The sequence below is a fragment of the Streptomyces sp. NPDC027185 genome, from assembly GCF_055567035.1.
In genome coordinates, this window is record NZ_JBVHRF010000001.1 from 137,753 (window position 1) to 155,086 (window position 17,334).

General features: G+C 72.7%; 13 protein-coding genes. 6 read left to right on the forward strand and 7 right to left on the reverse strand.

Going from position 1 to position 17,334, the window contains the following annotated elements; translation table 11 throughout:
* Nucleotides 1–143 precede the first annotated feature (143 nt).
* Entirely contained in the window at nt 144–2,288 is a 2,145-nt protein-coding gene (gene uvrB / locus ACZ4M8_RS00640; protein ID WP_467602055.1) for an excinuclease ABC subunit UvrB, read from the reverse strand.
* Between the two features lie 779 nt (nt 2,289–3,067).
* Between uvrB and ACZ4M8_RS00645 the strand changes: the two genes are divergently transcribed.
* The 3 genes from ACZ4M8_RS00645 (at nt 3,068) to ACZ4M8_RS00655 (ending at nt 5,176) form a co-directional block, all read left to right on the forward strand.
* Complete coding sequence (locus ACZ4M8_RS00645) at nt 3,068–3,952, forward strand: glycerophosphodiester phosphodiesterase (protein WP_467602058.1); 885 nt, start codon at nt 3,068–3,070, stop codon at nt 3,950–3,952.
* 91 nt (nt 3,953–4,043) lie between these two features.
* Nucleotides 4,044–4,607 carry a methylated-DNA--[protein]-cysteine S-methyltransferase gene (locus ACZ4M8_RS00650; RefSeq protein ID WP_467602061.1) on the forward strand — a complete coding sequence of 188 codons (564 nt, stop codon included), beginning with the start codon at nt 4,044–4,046 and terminating at the stop codon, nt 4,605–4,607.
* 26 nt (nt 4,608–4,633) lie between these two features.
* On the forward strand, nt 4,634–5,176 hold the full coding sequence (locus ACZ4M8_RS00655) for a DUF1697 domain-containing protein (RefSeq protein ID WP_467602064.1): 543 nt from the start codon (nt 4,634–4,636) through the stop codon (nt 5,174–5,176).
* Nucleotides 5,177–5,259: 83 nt separating this feature from the next.
* Here the strand turns inward: ACZ4M8_RS00655 and ACZ4M8_RS00660 are convergent, their stop codons facing one another.
* Complete coding sequence (locus ACZ4M8_RS00660) at nt 5,260–5,721, reverse strand: type II toxin-antitoxin system PemK/MazF family toxin (RefSeq protein WP_467602067.1); 462 nt, start codon at nt 5,719–5,721, stop codon at nt 5,260–5,262.
* A gap of 140 nt (nt 5,722–5,861) precedes the next feature.
* On the opposite strand from ACZ4M8_RS00660, the gene ACZ4M8_RS00665 reads away from it, so the two are divergent.
* Complete coding sequence (locus tag ACZ4M8_RS00665; RefSeq protein WP_467602070.1) at nt 5,862–7,292, forward strand: WGR domain-containing protein; 1,431 nt, start codon at nt 5,862–5,864, stop codon at nt 7,290–7,292.
* A 37-nt stretch (nt 7,293–7,329) separates the two neighbouring features.
* Here ACZ4M8_RS00665 and ACZ4M8_RS00670 read toward each other — a convergent pair whose 3' ends face one another.
* From ACZ4M8_RS00670 to ACZ4M8_RS00685, 4 genes are all read right to left on the reverse strand, one after another.
* Complete coding sequence (locus tag ACZ4M8_RS00670; protein ID WP_467602073.1) at nt 7,330–7,968, reverse strand: nucleoside/nucleotide kinase family protein; 639 nt, start codon at nt 7,966–7,968, stop codon at nt 7,330–7,332.
* 41 nt (nt 7,969–8,009) lie between these two features.
* Nucleotides 8,010–8,447 (reverse strand): hypothetical protein, encoded by a 438-nt coding sequence (locus ACZ4M8_RS00675; RefSeq protein WP_467602076.1) that lies wholly within the window; start codon nt 8,445–8,447, stop codon nt 8,010–8,012.
* Between the two features lie 136 nt (nt 8,448–8,583).
* A complete protein-coding gene (locus tag ACZ4M8_RS00680; RefSeq protein ID WP_467602079.1) occupies nt 8,584–9,498 on the reverse strand; it encodes an IclR family transcriptional regulator domain-containing protein in 915 nt (304 codons plus the stop codon).
* A 108-nt stretch (nt 9,499–9,606) separates the two neighbouring features.
* Nucleotides 9,607–10,584, reverse strand: a complete 978-nt coding sequence (locus ACZ4M8_RS00685; RefSeq protein ID WP_467602082.1) for a quinone oxidoreductase family protein — start codon at nt 10,582–10,584, stop codon at nt 9,607–9,609.
* Between the two features lie 711 nt (nt 10,585–11,295).
* Here ACZ4M8_RS00685 and ACZ4M8_RS00690 point away from each other — a divergent pair.
* Nucleotides 11,296–12,849 carry an FAD-dependent monooxygenase family protein gene (locus tag ACZ4M8_RS00690; RefSeq protein ID WP_467602085.1) on the forward strand — a complete coding sequence of 518 codons (1,554 nt, stop codon included), beginning with the start codon at nt 11,296–11,298 and terminating at the stop codon, nt 12,847–12,849.
* Between the two features lie 346 nt (nt 12,850–13,195).
* The gene (locus ACZ4M8_RS00695) at nt 13,196–15,088 is read left to right on the forward strand and encodes a CDP-glycerol glycerophosphotransferase family protein (RefSeq protein ID WP_467602088.1); all 1,893 of its coding nucleotides are present in this window, start codon (nt 13,196–13,198) and stop codon (nt 15,086–15,088) included.
* A gap of 85 nt (nt 15,089–15,173) precedes the next feature.
* Here ACZ4M8_RS00695 and ACZ4M8_RS00700 read toward each other — a convergent pair whose 3' ends face one another.
* Nucleotides 15,174–17,312: a hypothetical protein gene (locus ACZ4M8_RS00700; RefSeq protein ID WP_467602091.1), complete on the reverse strand. Its 2,139-nt coding sequence runs from the start codon at nt 17,310–17,312 to the stop codon at nt 15,174–15,176.
* Between the last annotated feature and the right edge of the window lie 22 nt (nt 17,313–17,334).

The window sequence follows — 17,334 nt, forward strand, 5'->3', positions numbered from 1 at the left end:
TCCGCGGAGTAAGAGTAAAAGAACACCAAGAGAAAGTAAATGGAAAGGTAAAAACTGCTGGTGGGAGCGAGCTTTCCGTGCGGAGAGGCAGGTGCGCCGCGCGCCCGGCCGGGGCCGGCGCGCGGCGGTACGGCGCCCGGTGGTCAGCTCACACCGGCCTCCCGCATCTGACGCAGCTCCTTCTTCAGCTCGCCGACCTCGTCCCGGAGCCGCGCCGCGACCTCGAACTGAAGATCCGCGGCGGCGGCCCGCATCCGCTCGGTCATCTCCTCGATCAGCTCGGCCAGCTCGGCGGCGGGCCGGTCGGTCGGCGCCGTCGCCTTGCCCGCCTTGGCTCCCTTACCGGCCTTGCCGCCCTTCGCCGCCTTGCCGCCCAGCTCCGGAACGGGCGCCTTGGCCGATCCCCCGGAGTCGCCCTTGCGGTAGCCCGTCCCCAGCAGCTCCTGGGTGTCGATCTCCTCGCGCGCCAAGGTCGCCACGATGTCGCCGATCTTCTTGCGGAGCGGCTGCGGGTCGATGCCGTGGGCCTTGTTGTAGGCGAGTTGCTTCTCCCGGCGGCGGTTGGTCTCGTCGATCGCCCGCTCCATCGCCGGGGTGATCTTGTCGGCGTACATGTGGACCTGACCGGAGACGTTCCGCGCGGCGCGCCCGATCGTCTGGATCAGCGCCGAACCGGACCGCAGGAACCCCTCCTTGTCGGCGTCCAGGATGGAGACGAGGGACACCTCGGGGAGGTCTAGTCCCTCCCGGAGCAGGTTGATGCCGACCAGGACGTCGTACTCGCCCGCCCGCAGCTCGCGCAGCAGCTCCACCCGGCGCAGGGTGTCGACGTCGCTGTGCAGATAGCGGACCTGGATGCCCAGCTCCAGGAAGTAGTCCGTGAGGTCCTCGGCCATCTTCTTGGTGAGGGTCGTGACGAGAACGCGCTCGTCCTTCTCGGTCCGGGCCCTGATCTCGTGCACCAGGTCGTCGATCTGCCCGTCGGTGGGCTTGACCACCACCTCCGGGTCCACCAGCCCGGTCGGGCGGATGATCTGCTCCACGAAACCGTCGGACCGCGCCAGCTCGTACTTCCCCGGGGTCGCGGAGAGGTAGACCGTCTGGCCGATCCGCTCCAGGAACTCCTCCCACTTCAGCGGGCGGTTGTCCATGGCGGACGGCAGCCGGAAGCCGTGCTCGACAAGGGTCCGCTTACGCGAGGCGTCGCCCTCGTACATCGCGCCGATCTGCGGCACCGTCACATGCGACTCGTCGATGACCAGCAGGAAGTCGTCGGGGAAGTAGTCCAGCAGGGTGTTCGGCGCGGAGCCGGGCTCGCGGCCGTCCATGTGCATGGAGTAGTTCTCGATGCCGGAGCAGGAGCCGACCTGGCGCATCATCTCGATGTCGTAGGTCGTCCGCATCCGCAGCCGCTGGGCCTCCAGGTGCTTGCCCTGCTTCTCCATCGTGGCGAGGCTGTCGGCCAGCTCCGCCTCGATCCCGGCGATGGCACGCTCCATGCGCTCGGGCCCGGCGATGTAGTGGCTGGCGGGGAAGACGTAGAGCTCACGGTCCTCGCTGATCACCTCGCCGGTCAGCGGATGGAGCGTCGACAGCGCCTCCACCTCGTCACCGAACATCTCGATCCGGACGGCCAGCTCCTCGTAGACCGGGAAGATCTCGATGGTGTCGCCGCGCACCCGGAAGGTGCCGCGGGTGAACGCCACGTCGTTGCGGGTGTACTGGATGTCGACGAAACGGCGCAGCAGCTGATCGCGGTCGATCTCGTCGCCGACCTTGAGCGGCACCATGCGGTCGACGTACTCCTGCGGTGTGCCCAGGCCGTAGATGCAGGACACCGAGGCGACCACGACGACGTCCCGCCGGGTGAGCAGGGAGTTCGTCGCGGAGTGGCGCAGCCGCTCGACCTCCTCGTTGATGGAGGAGTCCTTCTCGATGTACGTATCGGACTGCGGGACGTACGCCTCGGGCTGGTAGTAGTCGTAATAGGAGACGAAGTACTCGACGGCGTTGTGGGGCAGCAGCTCGCGGAACTCGTTGGCGAGCTGGGCCGCGAGGGTCTTGTTGGGCGCCATGACGAGCGTCGGGCGCTGCAGCTTCTCGATCATCCACGCGGTGGTCGCCGACTTCCCGGTGCCGGTCGCGCCCAGCAGGACGACGTCCTTCTCACCGCCGCGGATGCGCTGCTCCAGCTCGGCGATGGCCGCCGGCTGGTCGCCGCTGGGCTGATAGGGGCTGACGACCTCGAAAGGCGCCACCGTGCGTTCGATCTTCGATACGGGCCGCATGGAAACCACCGTACGACCCACCACTGACATCCGGCCGGGAAACCCGTCCGACCAGCGCGTTCATCCGGTGGGCGGACCCCGCCGGCCCACCGGATGCCCGGCCCGCCGGGCGGCACCCGGGCCACGCGCGGTTACCGGAGCACACGCCCGTACGGCGCAACCGCCCGCTGTCTCCCGCTACGGGCGCGGCGGGACGTGAGGTCCGGGCGGGCGCCGCACGGCCGGGCGCGCGGCGGAGGTGCCCGGCGGAGAGGACAGACGGCCGGGAGTGGCCAGCAGGGCGGACGGGAGCGGCCGGCCGGGAGGACGGGAGCGCACGCCCGGCGCCATGGGCGTGGCATCCGGGTGCCAGGCGCTCCGGGGCCGCCCACGGCGGCCTGATCCGTCGGACCTCGCGAACCCCACTCTCCCCCGTGGCCGTCAGGCGCCACTCCCATGATCCGGAGTAACACCCTCCGGTCTTCCGGTAAGGCCAAAACCGGTCAGAGACGCGAAGGGTGACGAACCGTCGGTCGGGATGCGGGTTCGCCGTCACTCCGGCAAGTTGGACGGCGCCGGAGCGTCCATCTGTTGCACGGCGATTCCGGACAACCTGTCACCGCGCGTCTCAAACACGGAACACCGGCCACTTCTCGTTCAGTTTCTGTCCATCCCTCGCCTCCCTCTCCGTACCGCCCGGCTGCGAACCTCTGGCCGTCCGGCACGGCGTCAGGCCACGTCGCACCCCTCTCCGCACACCTCACACCCGGTCACGTCCACGACGTCCACGAGGAGTCCGTATGCGTCTTCGCACCGTCGCCACCACCCTCACCGGCGCACTCCTGGGGCTGTCCACGCTCGTCCTGCCCCCAGCCACCGCCCAGGCCGCCGGCGGCGGCCACAGAACCGTGACGGTCGCCCACCGCGGCGCCCCCACCCACGCGCCCGAGAACACCCTGGCCTCCGTCGACGAGGCCCACCGGCGCGGCTCCCGCTGGGTGGAGAACGATGTGCAGCGCACCAAGGACGGTCAGCTGATCGTCATGCACGACACGACGCTCAACCGGACGACCGACGTCGAGAAGGTCTTCCCGGGCCGCGCGCCCTGGAAGGTCGCCGACTTCACGCTGAGCGAGATCAAGAAGCTGGACGCGGGCAGCTGGTTCGGCGCGAAGTTCACCGGCGAGCGGGTGCCGACCCTCAAGCAGTACATGGCCGCGGTCACCCACAACCACCAGCGGCTCCTGCTGGAGCTGAAGTCGCCTGAGCTGTACCCGGGCATCGAGCTCCAGGTCCTGTCCCAGCTGCGCCACCAGGGCTGGCTCGACCGCGAGCACGTCAAGAAGCGCCTGATCATCCAGAGCTTCAACGGTGACGCGGTGAAGACCGTCCACCTGCTGCGGCCGGACATCAAGACCGGCTTCCTCGGCAACCCCACCGTCGCCGAGCTGCCCGAGTACGCGCGGTTCTGCGACCAGATCAACCCCTCCTACACGGTGACCACCCCGGCGTACATCAAGGCGGTGCACGCGCTGCGCGGGCCGCACGGCCGCCCGCTGGAGGTCTACACCTGGACCGTCGACAACGCCGCCACGGCGGTGAAGCTCGCCGGTGCCGGCGCGGACGGCGTGATCAGCAACACCGCGGACACGATCCGCGCCGCACTGCGCAAGAACGGTCTCTGACCTGGCCGTACGGCCTGGCGGGCGGATCCGGGGAGCAGCTCCCGGATCCGCCCGCCGCCGCGTTGTCAGTGCCACGCCCTACGCTGAAGGCGTGACGGATGCAGCGCAGGAATCAGCGCGGAACCCGCGGCGCGACTGGGCGTGGACGCGGACGGACTCCCCCATCGGGCCACTGCTGCTCGCGGCGACGGAGCAGGGCCTGGTCCAGGTCTCCTTCCACGCCGACGAGCGGACGACCCGGCGGGCCCTGGCCCGGCTGGAGGGGCTCTTCGGCACCGCCCCGCGCGTGGAGATACCGCATCTGTCCGTGGCGGTGGCGGAGCTGACGGCGTACTTCTCCGGTGAGCTGACCGTCTTCACCGTCCCCCTGGACTGGTCACTGACCTCCGGGTTCCACGCCCGGGTGCTGCACGCGCTCGACGCGGGTGTGCCGTACGGCAGCGTGGTCGGCTATCAGGACCTCGCCGACCGGGTCGGTGAGCCGGGCGCGGCACGGGCGGTCGGCGCGGCGATGGGTGCCAATCCGCTGCCCGTCGTCGTCCCCTGCCACCGGGTGGTGGCCAGCGACGGCGGTATCGGCGGTTTCGGCGGCGGTCTGGAGGCCAAGCGCATCCTGCTGGCCCTGGAAGGCGTCCTGCCCGCTCCCCTGTTCTGACCGCGCGGCGCCCGGAAGGCGGCACCATGTCCACACAGATCGCGCTGCTGCGCGGTATCAACGTCGGAGGGCACAACGCCTTCCCCAAGGCCCGTCAGCTGGAGCTGGCGCGGTCGGCGGGGTTGCGGGACGTCACCGTCCTCCTCCAGACGGGCAATCTCGTCTTCGCCGATCCCGGCACGCCGCCCGAGGAGACCGCGCGGCTGCTCCAGGAGCGGATCCTCGCCGACCTGGGGCTGACGGTCCCGGTCGTGGTGCGCACCGCGGCGGAGTTCGCCGCGGCCGTGGCGGCGAATCCGTACCCGCAGGCGGTGACGGAGCCCCGCACCCTGCACGTCACGTTCCTGTCCGCGGCGCCCGCCGACACCTCACGGCTGGACGCCCTCGATCAGGCGGCGTTCGCCCCCGACAGCTTCCGGCTGGTCGGGCGGGAGCTGTATCTGTACTGCGCAGACGGCATCGGCCGCTCCAAGCTCGCGCAGGCGGTGGGCCGGGCCCCGCTCGGCGTCACCGCCACCTCCCGGAACTGGAACACCGTGAGCAAGATCCTGGCGCTGGCCGGGGTCTGACCGTCCGGCCCGGGGCGCCGTGGTCCGGCGCCGTGCGACCGGCCGTCCCGTGGGCCGCCGGTCGCAGGCCGGGCCCGGCCGGTTCAGCGCCAGCCGTAGCGCTCCTGGAGCCGTCGTGCGACGAGGCCGAAGCGGGCCCGGTCCAGCGCGCACGCCTCCCGGCGCATGCCCCGGGCGTGGATCCGCAGGACCCGGTCCAGATCGACCCACGAGTCACGGCCCGCCCGGTCCCACGGCCCGGTGCCTATGGCCAGCCACTCCCGGTCCTGGTCGTGCGGCTTGCTGGACAGCCGCACGGCGAGCAGCGTCCCCGCCGCTTCCCGGGCGACGACCAGCACCGGCCGGTCCTTCCCCCTCCCGTCCCCTTCCTCGTACGGCACCCAGGTCCACACGATCTCGCCCGGGTCCGGGTCGCCGTCGGGGTCGGGCGCGTAGGACATCCGTACGGCGCCGACGGAGGCGGGCAGGGCGTCCGTCGTCGCGTGGGGTCCCCGGCTGCCGGGGAGCGCCGGGCCGTCGCCGGTCGCGTTGCTCGAAAACGTCACGGGCTCAACGCTAACCGCCGCCCGCTGAGCGCCCGTCAGGGGCCGGGCGGCGGCCGCGGAACCGGTCCGTTGTCAGTGGTCGGCCGTACGGTTTTCAGCAGCGGGGAAGGTCAACGGGACCGCCCGGGGAGGGGATCACCATGTCCGAATCCACGACGTATCTGGAGCTGTCCCAGGAGGGCGGCGGGGCGCACAAGTTCTACGAGGTGACGGTGGACGGGACGGAGGTGGCGGTCCGCTACGGCCGGATCGGCGCGGCCGGGCAGTCGCAGCGTTCCTCCTTCCCGACGGCGGAGAAGGCGCGGGCGGCGGCGGCCAAGAAGATCGGCGAGAAGGTCCGCAAGGGGTACGCCCCGGCGGTCCAGGGGCAGCGCGCCGCCCGGCCGGTGACGCGCCGCCAGGTCACCTCGGCGCCGTCGACGGCGCGCGCGGTCGCTCCCGTCCTGTGGCGGTTCCGCACCGGCTCCGCCGCGTTCGGTATCCACGTCGACGCCGACCGCTGCTGGGTCGGCAATCAGAACGGCGACGTCCACACCCTGGGCCACGACGGCGAGGTGCTGGCCCGCTACCAGCTCCCGGCGGGCGTCAAGTGCCTGGTGGCGGACGACTTCTGGATCTACGCCGGCTGCGACGACGGCTCGGTGTACGACCTCTCCTCGAAACTGCCGTTCGCCGCGTACGACATCGCCCCCGACGTCGACATCTTCTGGCTGGACATCCGCGAGGGCGTCCTCAACGTCGCCGACCGCGACGGCGGTCTGACGGTCATCGACCACGAGGACGAGTACCAGTGGTCGCGCCGCAGCAGTGGCAGCGCCGCCTGGATGGTGCGCCGCGACGACCGCGCCGTCTTCCACGGCCACAGCTGCGGCGTGACCGCGTACGCCGCCGACGGCAGCCGGGAGCTGTGGCACGCCCCCACCCGGGGCGCGGTCCTCTTCGGCTGGCAGGAGGACGGTTCGGTCTACGCCGGTACGGACCGCCGTGTGGTGCAGCGGCTGGCGAAGCGGGACGGCGCGGTCGAGGCCACGTACGCCTGCGACACCGTCGTCTACTCCTGCGCCACGGCGCCCGGCGGCCGGTACGTCTTCGCCGGTGACTCGGCGTCCTCGGTGTACTGCTTCGCCGCCGACGGCACCCGGCTGTGGAAGCTCGGCACCGGCGGCGGCTCCGCCCTGTCGATGCAGTACCTCGACGAGAAGCTGTACATGGTGACCACGGACGGTTCGCTGGTCTGCGTGGACGCGAGCGACGCCGCCGTGACGGCCGCGCGGGCCGGTACGGTCCCGGTCGCCAGGGACGTCAAGTCGGCCGCCGCGCTGCCCACCTACACCCCGTCGGCCACGGTGCAGACGGTGACGGCGACCGCCGCCTCCGGCATCGTCGTGGAGTGTGCCCAGGAGGGCGGGCGGCTGCGGGTGCACGTCGTGTCCGACGGCTTCGAGCCGTCCTGGAACGTGCAGTTCCCCCGTCACATACGCCGCCCCGGAGCGCGCTACGTCGTCGACGGACTCGCTCCGGCGGCAGGGGGTTTCTACCGCGTGCGGGGCGAGATCCGGCAGCTGGTCTGATCCGGGCCCCGGCACGGAGCACCCCCGGTCCCCCGGGTCAGGCCGGTCCGTTCCAGGCCGGGCGGCGCGGATCGTCGGCCCGTACGACGACATCCGCGGCGTCGGCCGGACGGGTCTCGTCCTCGTAGCGCGCGAAGGCCGGCAGCGTCCAGCGCTCCTCCTGCGGAGTGCGGCGGGCGAGGGCCGCGGCGGACAGCTTCAGGTGCACCGTGAGATCGAAGGGGAACCAATGACCGAGCAGCAGCGGTCCGTGCAGCAGCAGGACACCGCCGGGCGGCAGGGTCACGTAGGCGCTGCGGGTGGCCCGGTCGGCGGCCGGGTCCCACAGGTCCGGCAGGATCCGGCCGGTACCGCCGGGGTCCAGCGGCTGGAAGACCTCACGCCACAGGGCACGCCGGTCGAACCACTCGTCGTGGTAGGCGTCCGGGTCGGTGTGTCCGTACTCGAGGCGCAGCGAGGCGGGGCGCAGGAAGCCGTGGGTGCCGATGCGGCGCGCGGGCCGGCCGCGCAGCCGCAGGGCCTCCGCGAGCGCTGCGGCGAGCTGTCCCGGGTCGGCGGCGGGTGCGCCGTCGATGGCGATCCGCAGCCAGGGGCCGCCGTCCTGCGCCGGGGTGGCGGCGATGCGTTCGGCGAGCGCGTCGGTCAGTCGTTCCCAGGTGATCGGATGGAGCCGCACCCCGTCATTGTGCACGCCGGCGGGGTGCGGCCTCCCGTGGGTCAGCGCGGGGAGGGCCCGCCTCCGTTGTGGAGGTGGGAGATCACCCCGGCCTGGATCACCGTGCCCTGCTGCACGGTGCCGCTCATGACGTTGTGCACGTCGCGGACCGACACCGCGTCCGGTGCGGGCCGCCACTCCGCCTCCAGGGCCGCCAGCTCCTCGGCGGCGCCCGGGTCCTCGCGCAGCAGCCGGCGCAGCTGGCTCCGCCAGGTGGCGAGGACGTCGGCGGCCGATTCCTCGTCACCGTCCTGCTGCGCTGCCGTCAGGTCCTCCCGTGAGGCGTCGAGTTCCTGCCGGAGCGCCTCTTCGTCGTCCCCGCGCCGCCGGGCGAGGAAGGCGGCGAACCGCCCGCGCACCTGTGCCCAGCCCTCCGTGGCCATCTGCTGTACGAGGGCCGTCGCCCCGGCCGTGGCGAGTGCCGTCAACTCCGCGTCCATCGGTTCCCCTTGTCCCCGTTGCCGTTCCGGTGCCGTCGTCGGTGCGGCGGCCGTCCGACGGTACGCCGCGGCCGCCGCCCGCGTCACCGCGTCCGGGCCGCGGGGCGGTGAGCGGGGGACGGCGGCGTCCGGCGGCTCAGCTCTCGTCGGCTCCCGGGCGGGCCGCGCCGTAGCGGCTGAGTTCGGCCGCCGCCTCCTTCGTCGCCTCGATGACGCTGTGCGGCGCCTCCGGCATCACCGACTTCTGCTTGAGCAGCAGCACCGCCCCCATGATCGCGCCGTCCCAGATGATGGGCGCCGCGCAGGAGTTCCACCCGGCCATGCACTCCTCGTAGCCCAGGGCGTGGCCGAGATCACGGACCTCGGCCAGCGAGGCGCTCAGCGCGTCGTTGTCCCGGTAGACGCCGGGCCCCGCCTGGTCCGGCACGGGCTCGGCCAGCACCCGCTGCTGCAGCTTCTCCGGCAGGTACGCGAGGATCGTCCGACCGGAGGCCCCGGTGCGCAGGGAACGCGTCACGGACAGCACGTCGCGGGGTGTCATGCCCAGTTCGGCGAGGTCGGAGTCGCCGACGGCCATGTCGACGCACTGCCGCTGTGCCCCGGAGAACGGCGCCACCATGTAGAGGAACGCCAGGCCGCCGTCGGTGGCCATCCGCAGCTCGCGCAGCACCGTCTGCGAGACGGCGCCGTCGAGGCGGTGGTCGAGGGCGGTGAAGGCGAGCCGGGCGGCCGAGGTGCGCAGCCGGTAGAGGCCGCGGTCGACGCGCTCGAAGATCTGCTGGTAGATGCCGGACTGCAGGATGCGGTAGACGACGGAGTCGTCCAGGCCGGTGAACTCCGCGATCTCGCCGGGGCCGTGAGCGGATCCGCCGAGTTCGGCGAAGGCGGTCTGGACGAGGAAGACCCGCTCCGCATGGCCGGATCCTGTCGTCCGCGCGGTGCCCCCGGCGACGCGCGGACGCCGTGTGGTCTTCCTGCGGGCGGTGGCGCCCGCAGCGGCCGGGCCGGTGGACATGGCGACGGTGTCGGGCGCGGTGATGCGGTTACCCATCGTGTGCTCTCTCCCCTGGCAGTGGTCAGCGCCCGTGGGCGCACGGTGGTGGCGCCGGGCGCCGCCGGATGCCACGCGGCTCGCCGGTGGCGGACGCCCGGACCGGTCTCAGGCCACGCTCCCCGGCACGGCCGCGGTGGTCCGGTTCCTGACGTCGAGCGTGAGCTTGCCGGTCGGGGTGCGGGCGGCCAGATCGCGGTGGGCGCGCGCCGCCTGGTCGAGCGGGTAGCGGGCCCCGGTGAGAGGGGTGAGGGTGCCGGCCTCGACCGCGTCGAAGAGCGCTCGCATCGAGGTCGGCAGGGCGGTCCGGTCGCCGTAGAGCTGCGGCAGCCAGAAGCCGGAGACGGTGAGGGACCGTTCCATCAGGTGCCGGGTGGGTACCTGCGCCATCTCGCCGCTCGCGTAGCCGTACACCGCGAGGCGGCCGCGCGGGGCGACGGCGTCGAGGGTGCGGTGGAAGGTGTCGCCACCGGTCATCTCCAGGGCGGCGTGGACGGGTCCGCCGGCGGCCTCCAGGATCTGCTCGGTCAGGTCCTCGGTGGTCGAGTCGACGGCCGCGCGGGCGCCGAGCTCCACGGCCAGCTTCCGCTTCTCCTCGCTTCCGGCGAGGGCGATGACCTCGACCCCGGCGTGCGCGGCGAGCTGGACGGCCAGCGAGCCGACCCCGCCCGCGGCGGCGGGCACCACCAGCTTCTCCCCGGCGGTGACGCCCAGCGTGGTGAAGAGCAGGTGCCAGGCGCTGTTGCCCTGGAGCGCCAGCGCGACGGCCTGCTCGTCGCTGACGCCGTCGGGGACGTCCCAGGTGACGCGGCGGTGCAGCAGGGCCTGTTCGGCGTAGCCGCCGCCCCGGGACAGCCCGATGACGCGGCGTCCGCCGTCCGCCGTTCCCATGACCTCGTTGCCGGGGATGTACGGCAGGTCGACCGGCGCCAGGTAGGTGTTGCCCCGGACGTGCATGTCGGCGTAGTTGATCCCGGCGAGGTGTACCTCGACCGCCAAGTGGCCGGGGCGGGGTCCGGGTTCGGGGACCTCCTCGCTCCGCAGCACCTCGGGGCCGCCGAATTCTCGCATCACGATCGCGTGCACGACTCTCCCTCAGGGGTCTCGGTGCTGTGCCCGCACAGGGTAGGCACGCCTCCCGTGTTCCAGGTCCCGTCCGACCATTTCACGCCAACCCCAGTGGGTTTCCCGGCCCGTTGTGCCGCGTCAGACGAGAAAGTCCGCCGGCTTTTCTCTCCTCGCGAGAAACTGCCCGCACGCTTTCCGCCCATTGCGTCGTTTTGCATCAGATCTACGCACCGGTATCAGCGGGGTGGCTCCCGTGTGCCCCTCGGATACTTGCGGGTATCGCATGCGATCTCCGCGGCCTACGATCCGGTGTCGTGTCCGCCGTCGCCGGGCCGGGACGGCCACGCTCCCAGGGGCTGCACGCGCTCCGCCACGGGGCAGCCGCCCACGGGGTGCGCGACGGGCGGACGACGGGGCGCACCACCGGGCGGTTTCACGGGGTGTGCACGGGCTGAGGGGGGTCATGATGCGGAAATCCGTCGGCGTACCGGCGTTCGCGCCGCGGTGTCAGGACGTTCAGCTACCGGAGTTACCCCTGACGGCGGGGGTCCGCCGGGTGCGCGCGAGGCTGTCCGCCCTCCCGTCGGTATCAGCCTCCTTCACGGCTGTCTCCGGCGCCGTCGTGGCGGCCGCGCGGCGCCGGGCGCGCCCTGCGCCGGTGCCCCCGTTCCTCCCGGCACCCCTCGCCCGCCCGGTCATCGCGCGCACCTGCGGAGAAAGAGGCTGCCCATGAACACGCCCAGCGGTATGAGCAGCGGCGGGCTCCACTTCACCCACCCGTATCTCGCCGTGGTGACGGGGGGCGGTGTCGCGGGGATGCTCGCGGCGGCGGCGCTGTCCGGGCACGCCGATGTGGTGATCGTCGAGGAGGAGACGGTGCCTCGCGAGTCGGCGTCACGGCGGGCGCTCCCCCATCCGCGGCAGGCGCCGTTCCTCTCCGCCGCGGTCGCCGAAACCGTCGAGGAGCTACTGCCGGGGGTGACGGGACGGCTGCTGGAGGTGGGCGCCCGCCGGTTGCCGCCGGCCGCGGAGCCCGCCCCCGCAGCGAGCCGGGTGCGGCGCCGGACAGTGCCCGGCTCGCTCCTCTCCTCCTCCCACGATCTGCTCGAACGGGTGGTCCGCGAGCAGGTGCTGTCGCTACCGGGCGTCACCCTCCTCGACGGCGCCGAGGCCGAGGGCCTGACCGGCACGCCGGAGGACGTCACGGGCGTACGGATCCGGGAGACGCTCAGCGGTGTGGCGCAGCGGCTCGACGCGGATCTGGTGATCGATGCGACGGGGCGGTCCTCCCGGACCCCGGAGCATCTGGTCTCCTTGGGCCTGCCGGAGGTCCGCGAGACGGTCGTGGACGACGGCTTCACCTTCGCCACCCGCGTCTTCCGCGCCCCTTCCGGAAGCGGCCCAGCGGTACTCGGCACGGCCCCCGGCGCCGGGCGCGGGCTCGACCGGTACGCGAGCCTGGTGCCGATCGAGGACGGATGCTGGCTGGTCACACTGGCGGGGGCGCCGGGTGCGGAGCCGTCGCACACCGCCGACCGTTTCGTGCCCTTCGCCCGCGAGGTGGGGGACGGCGTCATCGGAGAGCTCATCGCCGACGCCGAGCCGTTGAGCGAGGTGCGGCTCTCCCGGAGCGCGAGGTACCACCGGCGGTGGTACGAGGAGCTGGCGGCCTGGCCCACGGGGTTCGTCGTGCTGGGTGACGCCGTGGCCACGTTCCCCGCCGCGGACGGCCGAGGGCTGAGTGCCACCGCGCACGCCGCCGTGGCGCTGCGTGACGGGCTGCACCGCCAGGGTCTGGACGCTCCGGCGCTCGCCCGCGGGCTGCAGCGGACCGTCGGCCGTCTCCTCCACACGCCGTGGACGCTCGCCACCGGCCAGGACACGCGGCGGCCGAACGCCTCCGGGCCGCTCCCTTCTGCGGTCGCGCGCCTCGCCCGCGGGCCGGTGCACCGCATGCTGCGTTCGGCCGCGAACCGGCCCACGGACCGCGGCGCTCACCCGGACCTCGCGGCTCCGGCCACGCTCGGCACCCGCCCCGTGCCCGGGGGACGGCTGCCCGTCGCCTCCCCCCACCCGTTGATCACTCCGCCGCCCTCGGCGTCCCTCCCCTCGACGGCCCTGCCTCCGCGCCGCCCGGTGTCCCCCACCGGCGCCTTCGCCGACGGGTCCCGTCTCGCCGACGGCGAACCGGTGGCGGACGGAATGCCGCCGGTCCCACCGCGCGAGTCGGGACCGACTCCGGGGCGGACGGGGGCGGGGGACGAGACGGCGACGGAGTGGTGAGAGGGGGCCGCGTTCCTGACCGCCCCTCACACCCCCGCTTCCCCTGCGGTTGCGCGCCCCGCTTTCCGGCCCGGCCCCTCGCGGCACGGACTCGTACGAAGCGGGCGGGGGCGTACCTGCTCCGACGGTGTCTCAGCCACTGACTTACGGTGGTGGATTCACGGAAACATCGGAGAAGGACAGAGGGTTGCGGGAACCGGTGAAAGGCGCTAATGGCAGGCTGGCCGCGAACCGCGAACCGCGAACCGCGAACCGCGAACCGCGAACCGCGAACCGCGAACCGCGAACCGCGAACCGCGAACCGCGAACCGCGAACCGCGCGGAGTGCGGATGCCGGTGCGGGGACATGCTCGACACCAGTCACGGCCTGATCCCTCCGCTGCGGGTGCCGGTCGGGGCGGACCCCGAGCGCTGGCGGACCTTCCCCACGGAGCGGACCGTCGTGGTCATCGCCCGGACGGTCACCTCCACCGTCCGGGTGCTCGATGTCCTGGGCCCGGTCTTCCGCGACGAGTCCCGCGTCGACCTGGTCTTCGCCTTCGACCCCAGCTCGGCCTTCAACGACGGTGTCCACGACCTGATCCGCTCGGTGGGCGCCCGGGTACTGCCCTGGCACCAGTACCGGGATCTCGCCCCCGACCTGGTCATCACGGCCACCGAGAATGCCGATCTCGCCGTCGAGGGGCACACCGCTCCCGTCCTCGTGCTGCCGCACGGCGTCGGATTCCACAAGGTCGTACCGGACTCCCGCAGTGACCAGGACCGTCTCGCCGGTGTCGTCCCCGACGCACTGCTGCGCAGCGGCCGGGCGTGGCTCGCCGTCTCCCACCCCGATCAGGCCGAGCAGTTGGCCGCCGCTCACCCCCTGACGAAGGGCCGCACGCTGCTCATCGGCGATCCCTGCCACGACACCTTGGTCAACGGCGCGGACCTGCGCACCACGTACCGCGACGCCCTCGGCGTCACCGGCAACCGCCGTCTCATCGCGCTCAGTTCGACCTGGCGCGACCGGTCGCTCCTCGGGCAGAACCCCGCACTGCCCGCCCGGCTCCTCGCCGAACTGCCGATGGACGATTACGCGGTGGCGCTGGTGACCCACCCCAACATCGTTTCCGCGCACGGCGTCTACCAGCTCCGTTCACTGCTCGCCTCCCCGCTGAGCGCGGGGCTGTTGCGCATCCCGCCGACGGACGGCTGGCAGGCCACCCTGATCGCCGCGGATCTGCTGATCGGTGACCACGGCTCGGTGACGTTCTACGGAGCCGCGCTGGGCAAGCCGTTGCTGCTCGGCACGTTCAGCGAGGAGGAGGCGGTTCCGGGTACGCCGATGGCCGAACTGGGCAGGCGGGTGCCGCGTCTGGAAGCCCGTGCCCCGCTCCGTCCGCAGATCGAACGCGCCTTGAGCGACGCCGCCCATGGGCCGGGCGACGGTGAATCCATGCGCGACCTGGGGGCGATGGCTCTCGTCGCCCCCGGCCACGCGCTGCGTCGGCTGCGTACCGCGATCTACGGTCTTCTCCGCCTCAGCCTTCCTGAGCGTCCCGCTCCTCTGCCGCGGTTCGCGCCGGAGGCCCCCTGCCCGGCTGACCCGCTTCCGGACATCACCGCGGTTCACCTCACGACCGAGGTCCGTGACACGCCCGACGGCCCGCGGGTGGACATCGGCCGGACGCCTGCCGCGGTCGGCCACTTCGCGGATGCGGCAGGCCCGGAGGCGACGACCGGCACCACAGGTGAGACCGGCGGCGGGGACGATTCCCCTGCCGCGGACCCCCCGCTGCCCTCCGGCGACACCTTCCGGCATCTGTCGTGCAGCGACCTGGAACGCGACCGGGAACTGCCGGAGAACGCGTCCGTACTGGTACGAGATACCACCGCCGCGTCCACCGCCGAGGCCGACCGGTGGAGCGCGGAGGTCTTCTCCCGCTATCCGGGCTCTCTGCTCACCGCGACCTCCGTCACCGGTGCGGGCTGCCGGGTGGGGCTCCGCGACGGCCGGACGGTCGTGGCTTTGCTCACGGAGGACCGCCACGGCGCCATGATCACGGCAACGCTCGTCTACGCGTTGCTCCGGTCGGGACGCCCGCTGGCAACCGTCACCTTCGCTCTCGGCGACCACTCCGGGTCCACCGAGCTCCGCGTCATCGACCAGGACGGTACGGCGCCCCCGCACCCCGCCTCGGCGCCGGATACGTGTCGGACACCGCCGGTCACCGAGGGGTGCGCGGGCCGGGCCTGAGCAGGACCGCCTGCCGCGCGGTTTCCGGTGCGGGTGGCCGCGTTCGGCCGTGCCGTGAGGAGGGCAGCTCCAGGAGCCATCGACGTCAGGCCCGCGGTGGTTCCTCGGATTCCTCCCCGGTCCGGGACAGCCGGCGGCGCAGTTCTTCGGCCCGGGGTGCTCCGCCCTCTTCGTAGATGGTCAGCGCGGTGGTCAGGTGGCGGCGCCACAGCTCGCGGTCGCCCCGCTCCTCGGCGATGACGGCCAGTTTCTCCCGGGCCGGTGCCTCGTAGTGGAGGGCGCCGCGCTCCCGCAGCATGCCGACCGCCTCTTCGAGGGCCGCGACGGCTTCATCGCTCCGGCCGAGCCGGTGTTCGGCGCTCCCGATGGCCGCCAGGGCACGGGCCCCCATCCTCCGGTCGTCCAGAGCCATGAACCGGTCGTAGGCGTCCCGCAACGTGCTGAGGGCCTGTTCGGTACGGTCGGCGGCGTCCTCGGCGCAGCCCATGAAGTAGAGGCCGATGGCGATGCCCCGGGCGTCCCCGGCGGCGCGGTAGAACGTCATCGCCTCCTCGTACGTCGCGATGGCCCGGGACGGATCGCAGCTGTCCCAGTACCGGCCGTAGAACTCCCGGACGGAGGCACGGAGCAGGGTGTGGCCGGAAAGGTCGGCCTTGGCGAGGGCGGTCTCCAACTCGCCGCGGGCACGCTCCGGTTCGTCGCGGTCCATCAGCGGACGGGAGAGGAGGGCCCGCAACCGGGCCTCGGCCGCCGGATTGCCGTCGGCGGCGGCGTGGGTGGCGCCCAGCTCACCCGACCTGACCCAGTCGTGGAGGTAGCGCCTGTTGAGGTAGAGCGCGGTGAGGGCCTCGGCGAGCTCCCAGGCCGGCCGGTGCCAGCCGTGCTCGGCAGCGGTGCGCTGCGCCGCGAGGAGTTCGCCCCGCCAGGCGTCGAGCCAGTCCAGTGCCTGCTGCCGGTCGTCGAAGGCGGGGACTCCCCCGGCGCTGTCCAGCCGCTCGACGTACGTTCCGATGCGCATCCTTCCGGCCATCACGGAGAGGTCGGCCTGCGCGGCGCGGGCCAGGAGGTGGTCCACCACCCGCCTTACGGCCTCGACGCGTTCAGGGCCGGGATCGGTGCGGGTGGCCTGTTCGCGTGCGTGGAGGCGGATGAGGTCGTGGAAGGTGTAGCGGCCGTCGGGCGCGACGGTGATCAGGTTCGCTTCTTCCAGGCCGTCGAGCTGTTCCTGGGCCTCGGCGGGCGTCGTGCCGGCCAGTGCGGCGGCGGAGGCGGCGTCCCAACTGCGTCCCGGGTGGAGGCCCAGGAGCCGGTAGAGCCGGGCGTCCTGCGCGGGGAGGCCGTCGTAGGCGATGGAGAAGACGGCGGCGACCTTGCGGTCCCTGCCGATACGCAGGGCCTGCAGACGGTGGTGTTCGTCGGCGAGTTCGGCGGCGAGGGCCGCGGTGGTCAGCCGGGGATGGGCAGTGAGGCGGGCGGCTGCGACGTGGAGGGCCACGGGAAAACCGCCGCAGTACTCCACGATGCGCCGGGCGTCCGCGTCGTCCGGGGCGATGCGGGCCTCCCCGCACAAGCGGCGCAGCAGTTCGAGGCCGTGCTCGGGCGTGAAAGGTGTCAGGGGCATCAGCTGCGCTCCGTCCATCGTCAGCTCGCCGAGCCGGTCCTGGCTCGTGGCGAGGACCACGCTTCCGGGGGCGCCCGGAATCAGGGCCCGGACCTGGGCGGGCTCCGTCACGTCGTCGAGCACCATGAGCACCCGGTCGCCGGCGGTGCGGGTGCGGAACATGGCGGACAGCTCGCCGAGGGTGCGGGGGAGGTACTGATCCGCGACGCCGAGGGCGCGCAGGCACTGGCTCACGCCCGCGGAGACGTCGCCGCCCGCCTCTTTGCGCAACGCGGCGAAGTCGACGTAGAAGGCTCCGCCGGGGAAGCGGGCTTCGTCCTGGCGTGCCCATCGGCATGCGGTCGTGGTCTTGCCGACGCCGGCCATGCCGCTGAGGACGGCGACGCGTGGGGCGGCGTGGAGGTCGCCGGTCCAGTTGTCGATGGCTTCCAGTACGGGCTCGCGGTCGACGAACTGGGGGTGCTCCGCCGGGACCTGGCGCGGGGTGGGCGCTTTCGGGGGCGGGGGTGGTGGGGCCTGCCAGAAGTTCTCGATCGTTCCGGCCTGGATCACTGTGCCCTGGACGTCGCCCGAGACGCTGTTCGCCACGTTTCCGCCGCTCACACCGTGTGTCCCCATTCCGGCC